At 57.0% G+C, this 22,018-nt stretch carries 17 protein-coding genes; 5 read left to right on the top strand and 12 right to left on the bottom strand.

The window, feature by feature from the left end; translation table 11 throughout:
* Window positions 1-89: 89 nt before the first annotated feature.
* The 3 genes from KTJ90_RS06865 to KTJ90_RS06855 form a co-directional block, all read right to left on the bottom strand.
* Entirely contained in the window at window positions 90-3,185 is a 3,096-nt protein-coding gene (locus KTJ90_RS06865; RefSeq protein ID WP_499026053.1) for an efflux RND transporter permease subunit, read from the bottom strand.
* A complete protein-coding gene (locus tag KTJ90_RS06860; protein WP_499026052.1) occupies window positions 3,182-4,279 on the bottom strand; it encodes an efflux RND transporter periplasmic adaptor subunit in 1,098 nt (365 codons plus the stop codon). Before KTJ90_RS06860 ends, KTJ90_RS06865 begins: the two co-directional genes overlap by 4 nt.
* 455 nt (window positions 4,280-4,734) lie before the next feature.
* Window positions 4,735-5,757, bottom strand: a complete 1,023-nt coding sequence (locus KTJ90_RS06855; protein WP_004571347.1) for an LLM class flavin-dependent oxidoreductase — start codon at window positions 5,755-5,757, stop codon at window positions 4,735-4,737.
* Window positions 5,758-6,051: 294 nt separating this feature from the next.
* On the opposite strand from KTJ90_RS06855, the gene KTJ90_RS06850 reads away from it, so the two are divergent.
* From KTJ90_RS06850 to KTJ90_RS06840, 3 genes are all read left to right on the top strand, one after another.
* Entirely contained in the window at window positions 6,052-6,825 is a 774-nt protein-coding gene (locus KTJ90_RS06850) for a phosphate/phosphite/phosphonate ABC transporter substrate-binding protein (protein WP_499026051.1), read from the top strand.
* A 177-nt stretch (window positions 6,826-7,002) separates the two neighbouring features.
* A complete protein-coding gene (locus KTJ90_RS06845; RefSeq protein WP_499026050.1) occupies window positions 7,003-7,917 on the top strand; it encodes a ketopantoate reductase family protein in 915 nt (304 codons plus the stop codon).
* A gap of 127 nt (window positions 7,918-8,044) precedes the next feature.
* Window positions 8,045-9,106 (top strand): LacI family DNA-binding transcriptional regulator, encoded by a 1,062-nt coding sequence (locus KTJ90_RS06840; protein WP_140916226.1) that lies wholly within the window; start codon window positions 8,045-8,047, stop codon window positions 9,104-9,106.
* A 95-nt stretch (window positions 9,107-9,201) separates the two neighbouring features.
* On the opposite strand, the gene tmaR is transcribed toward KTJ90_RS06840, so the two are convergent.
* The 3 genes from tmaR to dacD all read right to left on the bottom strand — a co-directional run bounded on the left by tmaR (window position 9,202) and on the right by dacD (window position 12,163).
* Window positions 9,202-9,528 (bottom strand): PTS system regulator TmaR, encoded by a 327-nt coding sequence (tmaR, locus tag KTJ90_RS06835; protein WP_004571340.1) that lies wholly within the window; start codon window positions 9,526-9,528, stop codon window positions 9,202-9,204.
* Between the two features lie 160 nt (window positions 9,529-9,688).
* Window positions 9,689-10,747, bottom strand: coding sequence for an FUSC family protein (locus KTJ90_RS06830; RefSeq protein WP_004571339.1), 1,059 nt, complete (start codon window positions 10,745-10,747; stop codon window positions 9,689-9,691).
* Window positions 10,748-10,999: 252 nt separating this feature from the next.
* A complete protein-coding gene (gene dacD / locus KTJ90_RS06825) occupies window positions 11,000-12,163 on the bottom strand; it encodes a serine-type D-Ala-D-Ala carboxypeptidase DacD (protein WP_181162198.1) in 1,164 nt (387 codons plus the stop codon).
* A 577-nt stretch (window positions 12,164-12,740) separates the two neighbouring features.
* Here dacD and sbcB point away from each other — a divergent pair.
* Window positions 12,741-14,168 carry an exodeoxyribonuclease I gene (gene sbcB, locus KTJ90_RS06820; protein ID WP_499026049.1) on the top strand — a complete coding sequence of 476 codons (1,428 nt, stop codon included), beginning with the start codon at window positions 12,741-12,743 and terminating at the stop codon, window positions 14,166-14,168.
* 60 nt (window positions 14,169-14,228) lie between these two features.
* On the opposite strand, the gene KTJ90_RS06815 is transcribed toward sbcB, so the two are convergent.
* The 5 genes from KTJ90_RS06815 to ltnD form a co-directional block, all read right to left on the bottom strand.
* Window positions 14,229-15,584, bottom strand: a complete 1,356-nt coding sequence (locus KTJ90_RS06815; RefSeq protein ID WP_004571336.1) for a GntP family transporter — start codon at window positions 15,582-15,584, stop codon at window positions 14,229-14,231.
* A gap of 124 nt (window positions 15,585-15,708) precedes the next feature.
* Complete coding sequence (locus KTJ90_RS06810; protein WP_078804550.1) at window positions 15,709-16,494, bottom strand: HPr family phosphocarrier protein; 786 nt, start codon at window positions 16,492-16,494, stop codon at window positions 15,709-15,711.
* Window positions 16,494-17,138 (bottom strand): 3-oxo-tetronate 4-phosphate decarboxylase, encoded by a 645-nt coding sequence (gene otnC / locus KTJ90_RS06805; RefSeq protein ID WP_008926047.1) that lies wholly within the window; start codon window positions 17,136-17,138, stop codon window positions 16,494-16,496. The genes KTJ90_RS06810 and otnC overlap by 1 nt, the downstream gene beginning before the upstream one ends.
* The gene (gene otnK, locus KTJ90_RS06800; RefSeq protein ID WP_499026048.1) at window positions 17,131-18,393 is read right to left on the bottom strand and encodes a four-carbon acid sugar kinase family protein; all 1,263 of its coding nucleotides are present in this window, start codon (window positions 18,391-18,393) and stop codon (window positions 17,131-17,133) included. The genes otnC and otnK overlap by 8 nt, the downstream gene beginning before the upstream one ends.
* Window positions 18,393-19,298 carry an L-threonate dehydrogenase gene (gene ltnD, locus KTJ90_RS06795; RefSeq protein ID WP_039659849.1) on the bottom strand — a complete coding sequence of 302 codons (906 nt, stop codon included), beginning with the start codon at window positions 19,296-19,298 and terminating at the stop codon, window positions 18,393-18,395. The genes otnK and ltnD overlap by 1 nt, the downstream gene beginning before the upstream one ends.
* 266 nt (window positions 19,299-19,564) lie before the next feature.
* Between ltnD and ygbI the strand changes: the two genes are divergently transcribed.
* Entirely contained in the window at window positions 19,565-20,326 is a 762-nt protein-coding gene (gene ygbI / locus KTJ90_RS06790; RefSeq protein WP_033762050.1) for a DNA-binding transcriptional repressor YgbI, read from the top strand.
* A gap of 49 nt (window positions 20,327-20,375) precedes the next feature.
* Here the strand turns inward: ygbI and KTJ90_RS06785 are convergent, their stop codons facing one another.
* Window positions 20,376-21,734, bottom strand: coding sequence for an APC family permease (locus KTJ90_RS06785; protein ID WP_008926051.1), 1,359 nt, complete (start codon window positions 21,732-21,734; stop codon window positions 20,376-20,378).
* Window positions 21,735-22,018 lie beyond the last annotated feature (284 nt).

Genomic DNA, 22,018 nt, shown 5'->3' with positions numbered 1-22,018 from the left:
ATGCACCTTCTTCAAAAGCTTAAGACAATGAACCGACGGCCGCCGCTGTGCTTAAAAAAAGCAGCGAAGCGGCAACCGCCACCCTGAGACTATTCCGACAGCGCCGGTTTCACAACTGCCGTTTTACTCTCTGGCAGACGAATACGGAACCAGATCGCATACATCGCGGGCAGGAAAACCAGCGTGATTAGGGTACCGCCCAGCGTGCCGCCAATCAGCGTGTAGGCCAGCGTTCCCCAGAACACCGAGTGGGTGAGTGGAATAAACGCCAGCACCGCCGCCATCGCCGTCAGTAACACAGGACGCGCACGCTGTACGGTCGCTTCTACCACCGCAGCAAAAGGTGCCAGCCCCTGCTGTTCGTTATGGTGGATCTGCCCTATCAGGATCAGCGTGTTACGCATCAGGATACCCGACAGGGCAATCAGCCCGACCAGCGCATTGATACCAAACGGCTGACCGAACAGCAGCAGCGTCGGCACAACACCTATCAGCCCGAGAGGTGCGGTGAGAAATACCATCACCATCGCCGACAGAGAACGCACCTGCAAAATGATGATTAAAAGTGTGATCGCAATCATGATTGGGAACAGCGGCGCCATCGCCTGTGTCGCTTTACCGGACTCCTCTATTGCACCGGCCAGTTCAATGCGATAGCCCGCAGGCAGCGTTGCGATGATCGGTTGCAGAGTTTTATTCAGCGCCGTGGAGACATCCGGCGGCTGCAGGGAGTCAGCAATATCTCCGCGAACAGTAATGGTCGGTGTACGGTCGCGCCGCCTCAGCAGGGGATCTTCCATTTTCACCTGCACCTCACCAATCTGCGACAAGGGGATACGTTGCCCCGCCGCACCTGCCAGCGTGAAGTCAGCAATCTTAGCCGGATCGAGCCGGATATCTCCGGCGGCACGGCCCACGACCTGGACCGCGCGGATATCTTCCCGCACGGTGGTGACCGGCACGCCCGTCAACAGAAACTGCAACTGCCGGGCGACTTCACTGGAGGTCAGGCCCACAGCCTGCAGTCGGTTTTGATCCAGCGAGAAATGCAGTGTCGGCACGGGTGCGCCCCAGTCGGTGTTCACCGTCCTCATCATCGGGCTGGCACGCAGTACGGCTTCCACCTGATTAGCGATAACATGCAGGCGTACCGGGTCCGGCCCCATCACGCGCCACGCCACCGGATAAGGTGAATAAGGGCCAAATACCAGTTGCGTCACGCGAACCTGCGCTTCAGGCACCAGGCCGCGGGCGATTGCGGTTCGAAGCTGCGCTTTTAACGCCTCGCGTGCATCCTGACTGTCGGTCAGTATGACCAGCTTGGCAAAGGCGGGATCGGGCAGTTCGGGTGCCATCGCCAGGTAAAAACGCGGCGGTCCCTGACCAATGTAGGTGGTGACGATTTTTGCCTCACGCTGCTGTTTAAGCCAGGTCTCAATCTTTTCAGCCGCAGCCGCTGTCTGTTCAATGGCGCTGCCGTAGGGAAGCTGAACTTCAACCAGCACTTCAGGCCGGTCTGAGGTCGGGAAAAACTGCTTTTTTACTAGCGTCATCCCGAGCACAGCGATAATAAACAGGGCAATGACCACGCCTGCTACCCAGCCTTTACGCGCAATCACGCCGGTCAGTAGCTGGCGAAAGCGATTGTAGTTGTGTGTGTTGTAGATGGCTGCATGACCGCCTTCCACCGTTTTGATGTCAGGCAGCAGCTTCACCCCGAGGTAAGGGGTAAATACCACGGCCACAATCCAGGAGGCAATCAGGGCGATACCGACTATCCAGAACATATTGCTGGTGTATTCACCCGCCGTGGACTGCGCAAAACCATTGGGCATAAAGCCCACGGCGGTGACCAGGGTTCCGGCCAGCATCGGTGCCGCCGTATGACTCCAGGCATAGGCAGACGCCTTGATGCGGTCGTAGCCCTCCTCCATCTTCACGACCATCATCTCGATGGCGATAATGGCATCATCCACCAGCAGGCCCAGCGCGAGAATCAACGATCCCAGCGTGATGCGGTCAAAGTTTTTGCCGGAGGCTTCCATCACCACAAATACTACCGCCAGGGTGAGCGGAACGGCCGCCACCACCACTACTCCGACACGCCAGCCCATGCTGACGAAGCAGACCACCATCACCACCAGTAATGCCACGACGAACTTAATCATAAATTCATCGACCGCTGAGCGGATATTCACGGACTGATCGGTGACCTGAGTCAGTGACATCCCTAACGGCATCGCCTGATTAATGCTGACGGTTTCAGCAGCCAGAGCCTTGCCCAACGCCAGACCGTTCCAGCCATCACGCATCACAATACCGAGCAGCAATGCGGGTTCACCCTGATGACGAACCTTAAACGTGGCGGGATCTTCATATCCCCGCGTCACGGTAGCCACGTCTGCCAGCTTGAGGCTTCTCCCCTGCGCCACAATCGGTGTCTCTCGAATTTTTTCCAGCTTATCAAAAGCGCCCTCCAGCCGGATAAACACCTGCGGTCCCTGAGTATCGATCGAGCCCGCAGGCGTCAGGACATTCTGGTCGTTCAGTGCCGCAAAAATTTCCTGTGGGGTAATACCGAGCGTCGCCAGCCGATCGTGTGAAAACGAAACATAGATGCGCTCACTCTGCTCGCCGATGATATTGACCTTTTTCACACCCGGCAGATGCAGCAGTTGCTGACGCAGTGATTCCGCCTCACGCACCAGCAGGCGCTGCGGTTCCCCTTTTGCCTTCAGCGCCAGCAGCGCAAAGGTCACGTCAGAGAACTCGTCGTTGATCATCGGCCCGATGACCCCGGCGGGCAGATTTCTGCTCTCATCGCCCAGCTTCTTACGAGCCTGGTAAAACTCCTCCTGAACCTGGGAGGGCGGCGTTTTGTCCTGCAGGGAGAGCATGGTGAATGCCAGGCCAGGCCGCGTATAGGTTTCGCTGCGGTCATACCACCGCAGCTCCTGCAGCCGCTTCTCCAGCGGTTCGGCCACCTGATCCTGCATCTCCTGCGCCGTCGCACCTGGCCACGCGGAGATAATCGTCATCTGTTTTACGGTGAACGGCGGATCTTCTGCCCGGCCCAGTTCGAAAAAGGACAGGATGCCCGCCACCGTAATCAGGATGATCAGAAACAGCGTGATGGCGCGTTCGCGCACGGCCAGTGCTGACAGATTAAAGCGTCCGTGGCTCATGGCTGGCTCCCTGCAACCGCAGCGTCATCGGGTCGCACGCGCTCGCCCTGCTGCAACAGATGTGCCCCGAGAGCCACGATCCGATCGCCTGCATTCAGCTGCCCCGTCACGGTCGCCGCCTCGTCACCGATCGCGATCACTGTTACCGGCCGCCAGGCAACAGTGGCAGGCAGCCCCGTAATATCCCAGACGCCTGGCCCTTTACCGGCATCATAGATCGCAGCCAGCGGCACCTTCAGCTGCGGTTGCACGGGTTTATTGATTAACGAAATTGTGACGGTAGCACCCAGTGGCGCGCTGGCCAGTGCGCCCTCCAGCACATATCTCGCCTCATAGGTGCGCGTCATCGGATCGGCTGCATCCGCCAGTTGCCGAAGCCGGGCTGACACGGGCGCACTACCCGCACCATAGAGCGTTGCCTGCGCCTCGCTGCCCACTGCGGGACGAAGCGTCTCCGGCAACTGAACGCTCGCCTCACGCTGCCCGGCTCTGGCCAGTCTGACAACCGCCTCACCGGCGCTCACCACCTGGCCCGGCTCCGCCAGTGTTGCCATCACCACACCGTCGTCATCCGCCAGTAACAGCGCATATCCACTGGCATTAGTCGCCACGCTGGCCTGCGCCTGCGCGGCTTTCAGATCGGCCAGCGCGGTGGCCGCAGCGGCCCGAATCTGGTCATAGGCCGACACGGAAACCGCGCCGGTTGCCACCAGTGTGCGGTAACGCGCTTCATCGGCACGGGTCTGTCTGACGCGTGCCTGCGCAGCGGCAACACTCTGCTGTGCGGCCTGGGCCTGCAGTCGCAGATCGACCGGATCAAGCCGCATCAGCGGCTGACCACGCTTCACACGCTGGCCGCTGTCCACCAGCCTTTCGAGGATTTTGCCCGATATCCGAAAGCCGAGGTCGCTCTGAACCCGGGCAACCACGATGCCGCTGAATGCGCGACTGTCATCCGCAGCGCTGAGAACTTTCGTGACCCTGACCAGCGGCGGCTGGGTGCGCGGATCCGCTTTGGACGCGTTGTCCCGGCAGCCCACCAGCGCCAGTGGCAGCAGACAAACAACCAGGGTGGCGGGAATGAACCTGAGCATAGATGACCTTCAACAGTAAGCAGGAGAGTGCCGCCATTTTGTTATCGTGTGACCAATATTGTCAATGGTCACTAATTACGGAAAGGCATTATCCGTTGAATCAATCTTCAAAGAACAACGAGAAGAACCGGCTTAAGCAGAGAATTTACTGAAATGCTGACTAAGTGGATGTGACTCCCTTCCGGGCGCAGGCGTGACTAAAATAGAGGAAAGTCACCACTCCAGAAATCGCAGGTTTTAACTAAGAAAGAGTGAGTGAGTGAGTGAGTGAGTGAGTGAGTGAGAAATACCCTGTCAGGTCGGGAATGATCTGCCAGCGATAAACACAGAGGGGAAAAGCTAAAGAATCAGAAGGTGATGATACGCACAGGCTGCAGAGACATTACAACGAACGCGCATCATTTGCGGACAAGGTAAACCAGATAGCGCCCTGCTTATCCAGGGCGCTGGGTCACTTAACGCCAGCCGAGTTCCGGGGCGACATACTTCAGGATCGCCTCAATAACATGGGCGTTATAGGCGACACCGAGCTGGTTAGGCACGGTGAGCAGCAGCGTATCCGCTTCGGCAATGGCTTCATCCTGTGCCAGCTGCTTAATGAGCACTTCAGGCTCTGCGGCGTAGCTGCGGCCAAAGATGGCTCGGGTTTTCTCATCCAGAAAACCGACCGAATCCTGGTCGTTACCGCTGCGGCCAAAATAGGCGCGGTCCATATCATTCACCAGCGCAAAGATACTGCGGCTGACAGAGACGCGTGGCGCATGCTGATGCCCGGCTGCTTTCCAGGCCTCACGATAGGCGCGAATCTGTTTCGCCTGCTGAATGTGGAACGGCTCACCCGTTTCATCATCTTTCAGGGTTGAGCTTTGCAGGTTCATGCCCATTTTTGCTGCCCACTCTGCGGTGGCATTGGATCCGGAGCCCCACCAGATGCGGTCGCGCAGCCCTTCAGAAAGCGGCTCAGGGCGCAGCAGGCCAGGCGGATTCGGGAACATCGGCTGCGGATTCGGCTTCGCAAAGCCTTCGCCGCGCAGCACCTCCAGGAACTCTTCGGTGTGACGACGTCCCATATCCGCATCGCTTTCACCCGCTTTGGGTTCAAAGCCAAAGTAGCGCCAGCCATCAATCACCTGCTCCGGTGAACCGCGGCTCAGACCCAGTTGCAGACGACCATTGGAGATCAGGTCTGCTGAACTGGCGTCTTCCACCATGTAGAGTGGGTTTTCATAGCGCATGTCGATGACGCCGGTGCCAATCTCAATCTTTTTGGTGCGCGCGGCCACGGCAGCCAGCAGCGGAAATGGCGAGCTCAGCTGGCGGGCAAAATGGTGGACGCGGAAGTAAGCGCCATCTGCGCCCAGTTCTTCGGCGGCGACCGCCAGGTCGATCGACTGCAATAAGACATCCTGCGCGGTACGGGTGGCAGACTGAGACGAAGGCGTCCAGTGACCAAAAGATAAGAAGCCAATATTTTTCATCTGTAGTTCTCCTGACAGGCGTTAAACGCCTGTGAGCATAAGGCGATATTCGATAGGGAAAGGTTACGCCCTCCGCGCCGCCACTGATAGTCAATATCTTTCAGCGCTATATTCAGGATTTTCGACATAGCCTGCAGCGTATCCACGTTACTTTTGACCAACCTGGCTTTCACTCTTCGGGTTTCTGCGGGTTTCAGCTGTCAGACACGGGTACGCCCAATAGATTGCCGGGGCGCAGGTTGCTGCTGAATCTGAACTACCCTTGAGAGCATTACGCGCCACCGGAAAACACACATGAATACCCTGCTCGCTTTGCCGATGTATGCGATTCATCCACCCGCTACGCAGGCGCTGATGCAGGCGATGGTTACCCTGCTGGCACAGCAGGGTATGGCCGCGCAACCGGTCTGGCCTGAGGATTTGCTGACACACTGGCAGAATGATCGGTTGCTGCTGAGCCAGACCTGCGGCTATCCGCTGGTCTGTCAATTGCCTGCAGTGCAACTGGTCGGTGCATTTCACTATCGGGCACCGGGCTGCAACGGTTACGCATATCGCAGCTGGCTGGTGGCGCGGGATAAAAAGGCAACGCTCGCCGATTTTAATGGTCAGCGGGCCGTGGCAAACAGCCTGGACTCGCACTCTGGCTATAACACGCTGCGGTTTGTCGCTGCGCTTCAGGGCATAACGTTTTCGCAGCTGTTGCTGAGCGGCGGGCACCGTCAGTCGCTGGCGGCACTGCGGGATTCACAGGCGGATATCACGGCGATCGACTGCGTCAGCTGGGCGCTGCTGGCGCGCCATGCGCCTGAGGAACTGCGCGGCCTGCATATCATCGGAGAGTCACCAGCCGCACCCGGATTACCGCTGATCACGGCAGCCTCAACGTCAGCGGCCCGGCTGGAGACGTTACGCACAATACTGCTTCAGCTGGTGAGCGACCCTGCGTTTCGCGCCATCTGCGACGATAATCTGATCGGCGGATTCAGCCCGGTGCATAGAGATAATTATCAGGTTGTGCTGGCATGGGAGCAGCAGGCCGCCGCGCTGGGCGTCACCCGGCTGTAACGCACCATGCTGGCTTAATCGTTTAACCGGAACAGAGGGAGACTCTGCGTTGCCGCCTCCCTGCCGACGCTTTCCCGACCTGGCATTTTATGCTCCTCAATGCGCTCTGACCTTGCTAAGACTGGTAAGCCCGGCTGCGGCGTTCTAAGGTAGAGGTTTTCAGAAAGGGAGAGTGGGATGCGTATTCTGATGGCAGGTGCCGGGGCGACCGGTGGGTATTTTGGCGCACGACTGATTCAGGCAGGTCAGGATGTCACGTTTCTGGTACGTGAACGGCGTTATCAGCAGCTTCAGACCCACGGTCTGGTATTACAGACGCCGCAGGGCACTGAAAAGTTTCAGCCGCAGCTAATCCAGGCCAGCACGCTGAAAAGCCACTATGACCTGATTATCGTGACGGTGAAGAGCTTTGCCCTTGATCAGGTCATGGATGACATTGCGCCTGCGGTCGGCCCGGCAACCCTGATCATGCCGATTCTCAACGGAATGCGGCACATCGCAACACTACAACAGTGTTTCGGCGAAGATAAGGTGATTGGCGGCCTGTGTAAAATCAATGCTACGCTGGGTGACCAGGGTGAAGTGATCCAGATGACGCCGCTGCATCAGCTCTTATACGGTGCGCTGGACGGTAACAACGACGCGCGGCTGCAGCGGGTTGATGCCGCACTGCGCGACTGTCAGGTTGATACCCTGTTCAGTGACAACATCATGCATGAACTGTGGGAAAAGTGGCTGCTGCTGAGCACGCTGGGCGCGGTCTGCTGCCTGGCACGCGGCAATACTCAGCAAATTCTCACCTCGCGCGGCGGTGAAGCGCTGTTACAGGGGGTTTTCACTGAGATTCTGTCCGTCATCACTGCCGAAGGCTATCAGCCGCGCCCGGCGGTCACCGCCCGCATTTTTGAGCTGCTGAACAATCCGGCGACGCCCATGACCTCCTCTATGTATCGCGATCTCACCCAGGGCTCTGATATCGAAGCGGATCAGGTGATAGGCGATCTGCTGCTGCGGGCGAAACGAAATGGCCTCGCGACGCCGCTGTTGAACGCAGTGGATGTGAATCTGCAGGTCTATCTGCAACAGTGTTAACCAGGGCCAACTGCGCTGACCGGGTGCAGCAATGGCCCCCGGCAGTGTGGCGGTGAAAGTGTGGTCGGCAGCAGCAGCGCAGCAGGAAAATTTGCTACACTCATCGCTTCATATTTTGGAGAGTTCAATGACTTCCCGCTCCGTGACCCTCGATGATGTCGCTCAACTGGCTGGCGTCTCATATCAAACCGTTTCACGTGTTTTAAATCGTTCTGAACAGGTGTCAGCCCGCACGCGGCAAAGGGTTGAGGCGGCAATGCAGCAGCTCAATTATGTGCCTAATCGCGTGGCGCAGCAGCTGGCGGGCAAAGCGACGCGCACGCTCGGTCTGGCTACCAGCGATCTGGCGCTGATGGCACCGGCGCAGATCGCCTCGGCGATTCAGCAGCGTGCTGCGAGGGCGGGATATCATCTGGTGATCGCGATGGACAGCGGTAACGATGCGGCCGCCACCGTGAATGAACTGCTGGCACAGCGGGTCGATGGGCTGCTGATCAATCTGCCGCTGGAGGCGGACGAGGCGCAGCAGATCCAGTTGCTGTGTGGCAGTAAACCGGTGCTGTTTCTGGATGTTGAACCCAGGGCCGCGGTGGCGCAGTGTCAGTACCCGAATGAGTCTGGCGCGCGCGCTGCCGTTGAACATCTGGTGTCGCTGGGTCACCGTCAGATTGGCCTGCTAAACGGACCGCTGCGCTCGGTGTCCGCCCGTCAGCGTGAAAACGCATGGCGTCAAGCGCTGGCCGATCATCAGTTAACGCCGCACTGTTCACTGCGGGGCGACTGGAGCGCGCAATCTGGCTACCAGGCGCTGCTGGCGCAGTTGCCCGACGATCTGCCACAGGCGCTGCTGGTCGCAAACGATCAGATGGCGCTGGGTGCGATGCGGGCGCTGCATCAGTATGGCGTGGCGATTCCCGGTGAGATATCGGTGATTGGTTATGATGATACCGCCGAGAGCGCGTGGTATCAGCCGCCGCTGACCACGGTGCGGCAGGATTTACACTTTCTTGGCGCACAGAGCGTCGAGCGGATGCTGGCGCGGCTTCAGGGTGAAGAAGCTTCACACATCGCGCTGGAAACCACGCTGGTGATCCGCGAGACCACCGCCCCGCCCGCAGATAAGCAGGTCGATTTAGTGGCGCTGTCACAGCAGCTACAGGGGATTGCGCGAAGGCTGGCGGGTAAATAAATCTGCGGTTATGCGGGCAATAAAAAACCCGCTCCACCAGAGTGGAAGCGGGTTCGCATAGGAGCTCAGTCGCATTAGCGCTCAGCTATAGGCCCTTACGCTTTTGGGTGTTCGCCCACGCCCATCGCTTTGATCTTTTTAGACAGCTCGCGACGCTCTTTCGACAGGTCGGCGTTTTTGATGATGTACTCATCGACGCGATCTTCGTAATCCACACGCATGCTGGCGATGATTTCCTGAATAGCCTCAACGCTCATGCCCGGTTTGATATATTCGCTCAGGTTGTCGAGCAGCAGAACGCGCTTCTGGTTGTCGCGAATTTTCTTCTCGTTGTCGACGATTTCACGCTGCAGTTTGTTTTTGCGGCGGAACATACGCACGAACTCCAGTACGTCCTGAAATGACTGCTTGGCATTTTCCATGATGGCACCTTTCTTTGAGCCTGCTGACGCAGGGAGAGAGTCAAAACGATCAGCTTAGCGGCTAGCCCGCCAGGTAAGCAATTTTCACAGCTAAATTCAGACTGGCTCTTATCTTAGCGCAAAGAAACCCGGTTTCACATTAAGTCATTGTCTGAGGTGATTATTTGCGCAGCGCCATTCGCATCAGATCGGTCATCCGCTCCAGCTGTTTCGCCAGTTCCAGCGTCAGCCAGACGTAGCCGTAGATGGGCGTCTCTTCCAGACCATCGCTGCCCGCGTCGGCGATCAGCCGTCGCAGTTCGCCGCTGATTTCAGTCAGCTCATGGCTGTTGGCAATCACCTCTTCCGTTTCCCCCTCAATCGCCATCACCGACAGCGCCCGCAGCGTGTTCTCGGTCATCTGCTGGGTGCGGCGAAGTGCGGGTGCGTTAAGCATAATCAGATGGCTTTCACGCGATGCCCACCAGGCATTAATCTGCATCTCAATGGTGTTAACCATATTACGGTTAATGGTCTGAATGGCTTCAAGCACCGACTTCGGGATGCGCGTCTCTTTGCTCGACGGCTCCAGCAGCGCTCGCATCTTAATGACGCTGCTCAGCAATTTGCTCAGCGGCTTGTTGAGACGCGGCTTTTCAACCAGGTTGGGCGAAAAACCGGCGTGATAGATCTTCGCCATTTCCGCCAGCGCGTCAGAGAGCTGAATACGCCAGTGGATGTAGGCCCGCTGCGCCCAGATCGCGGTAAACAGCAGCGCCATCAGCGATCCCAGAATCACATCACCGCCCCGCCACAATGCCATGGTGAAATCGCCGGTTGGCGCACCCACCACCACACTCAGCGTAATTCCGATCAACAGCGCCATGTAGGGATGTTTGCCCAGCGTCAGATAGCCGCTGATCACCATGATGACACCGCACCAGGCCAGCATCACCGGCATCGAGATCAGTTCCAGCTTCAGAGCAATCAGACCGGAGATGGAGCCCGCCACCGTGCCGCTGATACGCTGCAGCGCGCGCGGAAAGACATTTCCCCAGGTGGAGATCGGTCCCATCACCACCACCAGCGTAATCAGCGGCCAGGTGCCTTCAGGTATCCCGGTTGCCCGGACAAAGATGAAGCAGAGCAAAAAGGCGATGGCAATGCGCACGCCGTGAACGGAGCGGTAATGGCGATAAAACCAGAACTCCAGTTTTGATATGGGCTTATCAGGACGCAAGGTGGCTTTCCGGTTGCGGGAACATAATGTGGCTATCTTAACCCTGAACGCGGCTCAGGCTTAGCGCAGGCGGGATATTTCAAACAGTTTTGACGTTCGCTTACAATTATCAACATCCGTCTCACATACCTGCCCGGAAGTTAAAAACAACTGGCTACGGCTCTGTAACTTTTATCGACACACAGTCACAGGGCATCAATGTGAAAACGGGCAGCCCGCAGGCTACCCGTTTGAGTGCTGACAATCGGCTAATCAGAACTTCTGCTTCAGATAATCCGTCACGCGGGTAATGACACCGGCCGGTTCAACCGCACTGAGCGCCACCAGCGGATAGTGAGCAATCTGCTGATCTTTATCGATCACCTGAATTTCACCCACCACTTCATTGGCTTTCAGCGGGGCTTCCAGATCTTTGCGATTAATGACGTACTTCGCCTTCACGTTCTGCACTTCACTGCGCGGCAGCGACAGATAAACATCATCTGCGGTTCCGACATCGACCTGATGAGGATTACCGTACCAGACATTTTCAGTGCCAATCTTCTTACCGGCATGGAACAGCTGAACAGTATCAAAGGTGTTCTGGCCCCAGACCAGCAGTTTACGCGCCTGCTCTTCACGGCCTTTTGAACTTTTACCCCCCATCACAACGGCGATGAGACGATGCTTGCCCACCACATTCGAGGCAATAATGTTAAAGCCTGCCGTCTCAGTGTGACCCGTTTTCAGTCCATCAACGTGAAGATTATTGTCCCACAGCAGGCCGTTACGGTTGTTCTGAGTAATGCCGTTCCAGGTCAGGGTTTTCTCACTGTACATGGCATAAAAGTCCGGCTCACCATCAATAATAGCGCGTGACAGTTTTGCCATATCAAGCGCACTGGAGAACTGACCGGGTGCATCCAGTCCATGCACTGTTTCAAAATGGGTATTCTGCAGACCCAGTTTTTCGACATAGTGGTTCATCATGCCGACAAAGTTTGCTTCGCTGCCCGCCACGTAATCCGCCAGCGCAACGCAGGCGTCGTTACCGGAATCGATGATGACGCCACGGCTTAAGTCCCGGACGCTCAGTTTATCGCCTGGCTTCAGGAACATCAGCGATGAGCCTTTAAACACCGGATTACCCGCTCCCCAGGCATCTTTTCCGACCGTGACCATATCGTCGCGGCTGATTTTTTTCTGGTCGATAGCGCGATCCACCACGTAACCGGTCATCAGCTTAGTCAGGCTGGCGGGGTTGCGGCGTTCATCGGGATTACCCGCCGTCAGGACCTGCCCGGTGGTGGCATCCATCAGCACCCAGGAAGCGGCATCAATCGCCGGAGGCGTCACAGGAAAGGGGATCGCATCAGCCTGTGCCAGCGAGGCCCAAAATAGAGTAGCGGTAACGGTGAACAGCAGACGCCTTTTCAACACTTCATCCTTAATTACACGGGAGAGAAAATTTCTAAAACGAAACGGAAACAGCCGCACGTTTTACGGCAAAAGCGTTGTGAAGGTTTGAATAAATTGAAAAAAAGTATGAACTGATGACGGGGTTTGACCTGCCAGGTGCCGGGTTAACGCCAGTGATCCGCGTCATCCCACAGGTAAAGAGCAGATTTCATAGGGCGACCTGCACCGCAAGCGCCGGGCATGACGCAGTGAGAACAGACGAAACAGCGTCCGGTCTGGGAGCGTGACCAACGACACCAACAGGGTCTTATTCGTCTGATGCTGCGGTTCTTGCTGCGGTGCAGCTAAAAAGCAATGTAGCGGGTTAAACCCTTAACTTCTGGCGTGCCGGATTATGGTTTACCATACAGGTAAAGCCCCATCGGCTGTATTGGGCCACTATAATGGCACGACACGGCTGAACCACAATCAGCGCACATCAGACACAACGAACATCATTCAGCCTGCTGTGCGCAGACAAATTCAGAGCGAACAGAGAGCCGTTTTCTCGCTTTCTGTTTATAAAGTCAGTGAACGCAATGAACGGATATGAAATTTGAATAACGACCGCGTACAGCCTACTTTCCTCTTCCACGATTATGAAACCTTCGGCACCAGCCCCTCTCGCGACCGGCCCGCCCAGTTTGCCGGCCTGCGCACCGACAGCGAGTTTAATCCGGTTGGCGAGCCCGACGTGTTCTACTGCCGTCCGCCTGACGACTACCTGCCACAGCCTGAAGCCGTGATGATTACCGGCATTACCCCGCAGATAGCGATGAGTCGGGGCATGATCGAAGCAGAGTTTGCCGAACGCATTCATACGCTGTTCACCACCGAACAAACCTGTGTGGTGGGCTACAACAATGTGCGTTTCGATGATGAAGTGACACGCAATATCTTCTATCGCAACTTCTATGACCCTTATGGCTGGGCCTGGCAAAATGGCAACTCACGCTGGGACCTCCTGGACGTGATGCGTGCCTGTTACGCATTGCGCCCTGACGGGATCATCTGGCCGGAGAATGAAGAAGGCTTCCCCAGCTTCCGGCTGGAGCATCTGACCAAAGCCAATGGCGTGGCCCATGAAAATGCCCATGATGCGATGTCTGATGTGTACGCCACGCTGGCGATGGCGAAGCTGGTAAAAGAGAAGCAGCCAAAACTGTTTGAGTTTTTGTTTACTCATCGAAACAAAAACAAGCTGATGAACCTGATCGACATCCCGCAGATGAAGCCGCTGGTCCATGTCTCCGGCATGTTTGGCGCCGCGCGCGGTAACACCAGCTGGATCGTGCCGCTGGCCTGGCATCCCGATAACCGCAATGCGCTGATCGTCGTGGATCTGGCGGGTGACATGTCGCCGTTGTTGCAACTGGATGTTGACACGCTTCGTGAGCGTCTTTTTACGCCGAAAAACGACCTTGGCGATCTGCCGCCGGTGCCGGTAAAACTGGTGCATATTAACAAATGTCCGGTGCTGGCCCCTGCCAGTACGCTGCGTCCGGAAGATGCGGCCCGTCTGGGCATTGACCGTCAGCACTGTCTGGCGAATCTGGCACTGCTGCGTCAGCAGCCCGACGTGCGGGAAAAGCTGGTCACGCTGTTTGCGGAAGCGGAGCCGTTTACGCCTTCAGACGATGTAGACACGCAACTTTATGATGGCTTCTTCAGTGATGCCGACCGCGCCGGGATGAATATCATTCGTCAGACCGCGCCCGCGAATCTGCCCGCGCTCGACCTGAGCTTTGAAAGTGCACGGGTGGCAAAACTGCTGTTCCGCTACCGGGCGCGTAACTTCCCCGGCACGCTGGATGATGCCGAGCAGCAACGCTGGTTGCAGCATCGCCGTGAAGTGCTGAATGCTGAGCGCGTGTCGGCGTTTATGCAGGAGCTGGAGGGACTGGCCAATCTGCATGGAGCGGATGCAGAAAAGGTTGGGCAGCTGAAAGCGCTCTATCTCTATGCGCAGGAGCTGGTTTCCTGACGTACTGAGACACTCAGACCCGGCATCACCTGCCGGGTCTGAGTGTCTGATATTGCTGAATCAGAGTACGGTCCACGCCAGCCAGGTCAGTGCAAAACCGCTTAATCCCATTATTGTCGTCAGCACGGTCCAGGTGCGTAAACCATCGGCGACGGATAATCCAAGATAACGTGTCACCACCCAGAATCCCGCATCGTTGACATGCGACAGTCCCAGGCCGCCAAAACAGGCTGCGAGGGTGACCAATACCCGCTGCATATCCGTCACGCCAGTTACCGCCTGCGTCAGCAAACCACTGGTGGTCAGGATGGCAACTGTCGCTGAACCCTGTGATGCACGCAGTGCCAGCGACAGGATAAACGCAGCCGGCACCAGCGGCAGATGCAGCGTTTCAAGCGTGACCGCCAGCGCTTTACCCACGCCCGACTCCACCAGCACTTTACCGAATGCCCCACCCGCACCGGCCACCAGAATCACGCTGGCTGAGGTAGGAATGGCGCGACCGGTCAGATCTTCCAGCTTGTCTTTGCTCCAGCCCCGTCGCACGCCCAGCAGCCACGCCGCCAGACCTAAAGCAATCAGCAGGGCAATCGGCGGCGTGCCAATCACGGTCATCACATTTCGCAGCAGGCTCCCTTCTGTCAGGAGTGTGTGGGACAGCGTTCCCAGCACAATTAACACAATCGGAACCACAATCAGACCGCTGATGGTCAGCGCGCCGGGTGGAGCTGGCTCATTTTTCTTTTCCTGTCCCTCCGGCTTCGCCATCTGCAACTGTTCCAGCACCTCCACCGACAGATGGTAATGGCGACGGTTCATGACCTTCGCCACGTAGTAGCCGATGATGCCGACCGGCACTGAAATCGCAATACCCAGCATCATCAGCCAACCCATATCGGTGTGCAGGATGCCCGCCGCAGCGGCTGCTCCCGGATGGGTCGGCAGCGCCACGTGCACTGTCAGCATCACACCCGCCATCGGCAGACCAAATTTCAAAGGTGAGACGCGTGCCACCTTAGTGAAGCCATAAATCAGCGGGATGACGATAATAAAGCCCACTTCGAAAAACACCGGAATGCCCAGGATAAAGGCCGCCATGGTCAGGGCCGCGACGGTTCGCTTTAGCCCCAGCGTTTTACTGAAGCGTTGCGCCAGCGATTCAGCACCGCCCGAGGCTTCAATAATCGCCCCAAGCATGGCACCCAAAACGATAATGATGGTGATATGACCGAGCAGTCCACCCATCCCGGTGATAATCGTCTCCATGATTTTTTCAGCCGGAATGCCGGTCGCGATAGCCACCAGCAGACTGACAATTAACAGGGCGACAAACGGATGAACTTTGGCTTTGATGACCAGCAGCAGCAGGATCACGATGCTGGCGGTCGCTATGGCTAACAGCAGTGCGGTGGACATAGTAAACCTCAGAAATTGTTATATTTTTTGGGTTATCGGCGTACAGAAATAGCAGGTGCAGGGCCAGAAAAAAGGCAAGCCTCTCCCTACCGGTGCCGAAACACCGGTTTTAAAGCACGTTAAATCAGGTTCTTATCTTCCAGGTTTTAAACCAGCCAAGCCCCTCGGTCGTTTTTCCGCGCGGGATGTACTCGCAGCCGATCCAGCCGGCATAGCCAACCTCATCCAGCAGCGCGAAGAGGTACGGATAATTAATTTCACCCTCATCCGGCTCATGGCGATCCGGTGCCGACGCAATCTGTACGTGACGATAGCGTCCGGCATAGTGGCGAATCAGATGGCTGAGGTTGCCGTCAACGCGCTGCGCATGGAACAGGTCGAGCTGAGTAAACACATTCGGCCGGTCGATCTGTTCAGCCATCTCCAGCGTCTGATACTGGCTGGCGTAGAGATAGTTGGGTTTGGTTGTCGGGTTGAGTGCTTCTATCAGCAGGGTGATGCCGTGCGGCGCAAAGCACTCAGCCGCATAACGCATGTTACTGATAAAGGTCTCGACGTAGCGCTGTCGGTCGGCACCAGGCGGCACCGTCGCGGCCATGATATGAACCTGCGGGCAGTTCAGCGCAATCGCATAACTCAGGGCGCGATCGATATCCGCCTTAGCTTCCGCTTCCCGTCCGGGAATGGCAGAGACGCCCCACTCACCCGCCGCAATGTTGCCGGGAGCTGTATTGAACAGCACCAGCTCCAGATGATTATCATCAAGCCACTGTTTTATCTGCGTGGCGGGATAGTCATAAGGAAACAGAAATTCCACCGCAGTAAAACCGGCTTCAGCTGCTGCCGCAAAGCGTTCAGCAAAGGGGTATTCTGTAAACTGCGTCGAGAGGTTAGCAGCAAACTTCGGCATTATCGGCTCCTTAACTCCGCCACTTCGGCATCATTGAGATAACGAATCGGGCGGTCGCCCAGGGTAAAGATCAGCCGGGCAGTCTCTTCCAGCTCTTCGGTGTTGTCTGCCGCTTCCTGTAGTGACTTGCCCACCACCACCGGACCGTGATTCGCCAGCAGAAAGGCACGGTAGCGCGGAGCCAGCGTTGCCAGATCCTCGGCCAGTCGTTCATCGCCCGGCTTGTAGTAAGGCACGACCGGCACATCACCCACGCGCATCACGACATAAGGCGTAAACGGGCGAATGCAGTTTTTCTTGTCCAGACCCTGTAAACACGACAGCGCTGTGAGGTAGTGGCTATGCAGATGCACCACTGCCCTGCAGTCGGGATTATTCAGGTAGAGCGCGCGATGAAACGCGATTTCCTTGGAGGGTTTATCACCGGAGAGCCATTCCCCCTCAGGCGTGACTTTTGACAGCCGATCACCCTGTAATTCCCCGAGGCAGGAACCGGTGGGTGTCGCCAGCAGATTGCCATCGGCCAGCAACATGGAGAGGTTACCCGCCGAGCCGGTGGCATAGCCACGCTGAAAGAACGACGCGCCAAGACGCACCATTTCGTCACGCGCCTGCTGCTCCGCGAAAGAGAAAGATTCAGACATAAGTAAACTCCGTTTGCGCACGGCCGAAAAAGTCTTCATCGCCAAAATTGCCTGATTTCAGGGCCAGTGAGAGCGGCTGATGGATATCGCGAACCCAGGGTACGCCAGGTGAAATGGTCGGGCCGATGTGAAAGGCCGTTACGCCCAGGCTCTGCGCAACCACACCGGAGGTTTCACCGCCCGCTACGATAAAGCGCTGCCAGCCGCGCTGCTTCAGCTCACGGGTGACGGCGGCGAACAGCTGCTCAACGGCTTCACTGCTGCGCTGCGCACCATAGCGCTGCTGAATGACCTGCAACTGTTGCGCGTCCGCAGTGGCAAACAGCAGCGGTGCCAGCGCCTGATGGCGATGTGCTTCTACCCAGTCGCACAGCTGTCGGGCATACCCTTCGGCATCTTCCAGGCAGTGTTCAATCTCAACTTCGCAGGCCGGTGCCAGCTGGCGATACGCGGCAACCTGCCGGTTGGTCATCTGCGAGCAGGAGCCGGAAAGCACCACGGCGCGATCGCCCTGCGGACGACCTGCCTGCTCCGCCTCAGCGTCGGTCTCAGCCGTCGCCCACTGCCGTGCCAGACCGATAGCCAGCCCCGAACCGCCGGTGACCAGCCGCATATCGCTTAGCGCTGCGCCCAGCGTCACCAGATGATCCTGATGCAGAGCATCGGTCACGACGTAGTTGATCCCCTGTGCCGCCAGCTGGCCCAGCGCCTGACGCACTGACTCTGCGCCCTGTTCGACCTGCGCCGCTGCGATCAGCCCGGCTTTTCCCGACGCCTGCGACGTAATCAGACGCAGCAGGTTGCTGTCGTGCATCGGTGTGACCGGATGATGACGCATGCCGGAATCTGACAGCAGCTGATCACCGACAAACAGATAGCCCTGGTAGACGGTACGGCCATTGACAGGCAGCGCCGGACAGATGACCGTCTGCGTTTCACCCAGTGCGTTCAGCAGCGCATCGGTCACCGGACCGATATTGCCCTGCGCTGTGCTGTCGAAAGTAGAGCAATATTTGAAGTAGAAGCGCTCGCAGCCTTGTTGCTGCAGCCAGGCCAGCGCCGCCAGCGACTGGGCAACCGCCTGCTCTGCCGGACAAGAGCGGCTTTTCAGGCTGACCACTATCGCCTGCGCCCCGGTGATTTCTTCGCTGGCGGGAATGCCGTTGAACTGAATAGTGCTCAGGCCGTTCTGCACCAGAAAACTGGCGATGTCCGTTGCACCGGTGAAATCGTCCGCTATGACCCCAAGACGCATCAGTTTTTCTCCCCGGCCTGTGGCAGCGTGATGCCGCTGAAGATTTTAATTACCGCGCTGTCATCTTCGCGGCCATATCCCGCGTTGCTGGCTTCGGTGAACATGTTGAGGGCGGTTGAGGCCAGCGGCAGCGGGAAGTGCAGCGATTTGGCAGTATCGGCGACCAGGTTAAGATCTTTCACAAAGATATCGACGGCTGATTTCGGGCTGTAATCCCCGTCTACTACATGCTTCATACGGTTCTCGAACATCCACGAATTGCCCGCCGCATTGGTGACGACTTCATACATGGTGTCCAGCGGGATACCGGCCCGCGCCGCCAGCGCCATCGCTTCTGCACCCACGGCGATATGAACACCCGCCAGCAGCTGATGGATAATTTTGACGGTAGACCCAAGGCCGATTTCACTGCCCACGCGGTACACTTTGGCCGCGACCGCATCCAGCACCGGCTGCAGGTACGCAAAGGCTGCGTCGCTGCCTGAGGCCATTACGGTCATTTCACCGCTGGCCGCTTTGGCGGCACCGCCGGAAACCGGGGCATCCAGCATCAGCAACTGGTGTTCGGCCAGCCGCTGTTCAATCTGCTGCGCATCGTGCGCGGAGAGCGTGGATGAAACCATGACTGCGGTGCCGGGACGCAGTTTTGCAGCCAGGCCCGCTTCACCGAACAGAATGGCGTTTACCTGCTGCGCGTTCACCACCAGCAGCAATACGGCATCAAGTTGGTCTGCAAAGGCAGAGGCGGATGGCTGCGCATCACGTGCGCCGGCCTGACGTAAGCTCTCCAGCGCAGCGGGGTTTAAATCGACACCCCAGGTGTTTAAACCGGCACGCAGACAGGATTTCGCGGCACCCATGCCCATAGAACCTAACCCGATAACACAGATGTTTTCAGCTGGCACGTTACGCCTCCACTGTTAAATTAAGTGATTATTTGTTTGTTACTGTTAATCCTGCCAGCTTACTCCCGGTAAAAATGTGTCGCCCCTCACAAAAAAACATCACACTTGTGAACAGGAACAATTTTTAACATGGCATACTTGTCCGCAATCAGGCCATTAAACGGCGTTTAAGCACGGTATCATGGGGTGCATGCTGTTATTTTTTGTTCTGGATAAGCGGCAGATACTTTATAGTGTGAAAAAATGATAATTATCAGGGAGCAGATATGATTCCGGTTGAACGTCATCAACAGATTCTGGCGCTGGTCGCCGATCGTGGCGTGGTCAGTATTGCAGAACTCACTGAGCGGCTGGGTGTGTCACACATGACCATACGTCGTGATGTGCAGAAACTGGAGGAACAAGGTGCGGTGCTGTCCGTTTCTGGCGGCGTGCGATCGGCCGATCGGCTGGCGGCTGAACCCTCACATCTGACGAAAAGCGCCCTCTACAACGATGAAAAGTGCGCTATCGGCCGCACCGCGGCCCGGCACATTCCGCGTAACAGCTGCATCTATCTGGATGCCGGCACCACGACACTAGCGCTGGCACGAGAGCTGGTGGATCGGGATGATGTGCTGGTGGTGACCAATGATTTTATGGTGGCGAATCTGCTGATGGAAGCGAGTCAGTGCCGGGTTATTCATACCGGCGGCACCGTATGCCGGGAGAACCGCTCCTGTGTCGGCGAGTCGGCGGCACGAAGCCTGCGTCATCTGGCTATCGATATTGCCTTTATTTCCGCCTCCTGCTGGGGGCCGCGCGGCTTGTTTACGCCGGATGAAGATAAAGTGATGGTGAAACAGGCGGTCAGTGATGTGAGCAGTAAGCGGGTGCTGCTGAGTGACAGTTCAAAGTACAACAGGATTGCGACGTTTCTGGCATTACCGCTGGAGAAGTTTGATGTCGTTATAACCGATAAAAAACTGAGCGATGCAGGGCGGGAGTTGTTAAATACGGGTAACTGGGAGCTGGTGCTGGCCAGTTAAACCGTTGCCGCCTTCCCGCAAGATCGGAAAGGCGGCAACGTTAGCGCGATTAGACTTCTTCGCTGAACTGCGGCACCGGATTACGGAAGCTGCGGGTCACAAAGGCCAGGTAGATAATCCCGATGGCGGCCCAGATCAGGCCCAGCTCCATAGAACTCTCTTCCAGGTTTACCCACAGCGCACCCACCGTCAGTGCACCCAGCAGCGGCAGCAGCAGATACTGAACGTGATCTTTCAGCGTGCGGTTACGCTTCTCACGGACCCAGAACTGCGCGATCACCGACAGGTTAACGAAGGTAAACGCCACCAGCGCACCAAAGTTAATCAGCGCGGTAGCCGTAACCAGATCAAAGTTAATCGCCATCAGCGCAATCGCACCGACCAGCAGCACGTTGAGCGACGGGGTACGCCATTTTGGATGGATGTAACCGAAGAAACGCTCCGGGAACACGCCATCACGGCCCATTACATACATCAGACGCGATACGCCAGCGTGCGCTGCCATACCGGATGCCAGCACCGTGACCACCGAGAAGATCAGGATGCCAACCTGCAACGCTTTACCGGCGACAAACAGCATGATTTCAGGCTGTGAGGAGTCCGGGTGCTGGAAGCGGGTGATGTCCGGGAAGTAAAGCTGCAGGAAGTAAGACGCAGCGATAAAGATCACACCACCAATCAGCGCAGTCAGGAAAATAGCGCGAGGAATCGTGCGTTCTGCATCTTTGGTCTCTTCCGACAGCGAACTGATGCCATCAAAGCCGAGGAACGAGAAGCAGAGTATGGTCGCACCGGTAATCATCGGCACCACATGGGCATTCTCAGACCAGAACGGACGGCTGCTTACCAGCGTACCGGAACCGACGCCGCTGGCCACACCGTAGATCACCATCGCAGTGATCCCGACCATGACAACCACCTGCAGCACCACAATCACGCTGTTGAAGTTCGCAACAGTTTTGATGCCCTTGAGGTTAGAGAGCGTCATAAACCCAACCAGCAGCACAACAAAAATCCACGACGGAATGCCCGGCACCAGCGATTCGAAATAGTTTTTAGCCAGCAGGATGTTGATCATCGGCATGAACAGGTAGTCCAGCAGAGATGACCAGCCGACCATAAAGCCGACGTGCGGACTGATTGCCTTCTGAGCGTAGGTATAAGCGGAGCCCGCAGAGGGGAAGCGGCGTACCAGCTTACCGTAACTTACAGCAGTAAACAGAATCGCAACCAGCGCAAAAGCATAAGCGGTGGCGACGTGACCGTCGGTCAGCCCGGAAACGATGCCAAAGGTATCGAACAGGGTCATAGGCTGCATGTAGGCTAAGCCCATCATGACGACCGGAAGTAACGTGAGTGTTTTTTTGAGTTGCGCACGCTGCGGTGCGGCGGAGGTATTAAGCGACATGCTTCAGTCCCCCATGTGCAACAACCTGGCTGGGCTGGGTCACAGGGCAACTGCGCATTAAGCGACAGGGAGAAAGGTTAGCGGTTGACGCGGCGCCGTAGTCATCACGAAAACGCGTACCAGCGTTAGCTGGCAGAGTGTAAAACATCCCCATCTTTGTAATCCTCAATCTCACGCTTACGCGTGTTTTCAGTGTTTATCTATCCGGGTGCGTGCCCGGCCTCGGTTAAGTCAGCAAAAACGCTCTATTAAAACCTGATGCAAAAAAAATAACCGGCGCGTGA

Origin of the sequence: Pantoea jilinensis (assembly GCF_019104105.1) — a bacterium.
In the GTDB taxonomy this organism is placed as follows: Bacteria; Pseudomonadota; Gammaproteobacteria; order Enterobacterales; family Enterobacteriaceae; genus Pantoea; species Pantoea eucalypti.
The sequence above is the reverse complement of the archived record's forward strand: the minus strand, read 5'-3'. Positions and strand labels throughout refer to the sequence as shown.

What these genes read in the sequence shown, in the direction of transcription:
- KTJ90_RS06865 (WP_499026053.1), bottom strand. Translation starts at nt 3,185, where the DNA reads ATGAGCCACGGACGCTTTAATCTGTCAGCACTGGCCGTGCGCGAACGC.
- KTJ90_RS06860 (WP_499026052.1), bottom strand. Translation starts at nt 4,279, where the DNA reads ATGCTCAGGTTCATTCCCGCCACCCTGGTTGTTTGTCTGCTGCCACTG.
- KTJ90_RS06855 (WP_004571347.1), bottom strand. Translation starts at nt 5,757, where the DNA reads ATGAAAAATATTGGCTTCTTATCTTTTGGTCACTGGACGCCTTCGTCT.
- KTJ90_RS06850 (WP_499026051.1), top strand. Translation starts at nt 6,052, where the DNA reads ATGAATACCCTGCTCGCTTTGCCGATGTATGCGATTCATCCACCCGCT.
- KTJ90_RS06845 (WP_499026050.1), top strand. Translation starts at nt 7,003, where the DNA reads ATGCGTATTCTGATGGCAGGTGCCGGGGCGACCGGTGGGTATTTTGGC.
- KTJ90_RS06840 (WP_140916226.1), top strand. Translation starts at nt 8,045, where the DNA reads ATGACTTCCCGCTCCGTGACCCTCGATGATGTCGCTCAACTGGCTGGC.
- tmaR (WP_004571340.1), bottom strand. Translation starts at nt 9,528, where the DNA reads ATGGAAAATGCCAAGCAGTCATTTCAGGACGTACTGGAGTTCGTGCGT.
- KTJ90_RS06815 (WP_004571336.1), bottom strand. Translation starts at nt 15,584, where the DNA reads ATGTCCACCGCACTGCTGTTAGCCATAGCGACCGCCAGCATCGTGATC.
- KTJ90_RS06810 (WP_078804550.1), bottom strand. Translation starts at nt 16,494, where the DNA reads ATGCCGAAGTTTGCTGCTAACCTCTCGACGCAGTTTACAGAATACCCC.
- otnC (WP_008926047.1), bottom strand. Translation starts at nt 17,138, where the DNA reads ATGTCTGAATCTTTCTCTTTCGCGGAGCAGCAGGCGCGTGACGAAATG.
- otnK (WP_499026048.1), bottom strand. Translation starts at nt 18,393, where the DNA reads ATGCGTCTTGGGGTCATAGCGGACGATTTCACCGGTGCAACGGACATC.
- ygbI (WP_033762050.1), top strand. Translation starts at nt 19,565, where the DNA reads ATGATTCCGGTTGAACGTCATCAACAGATTCTGGCGCTGGTCGCCGAT.
- KTJ90_RS06785 (WP_008926051.1), bottom strand. Translation starts at nt 21,734, where the DNA reads ATGTCGCTTAATACCTCCGCCGCACCGCAGCGTGCGCAACTCAAAAAA.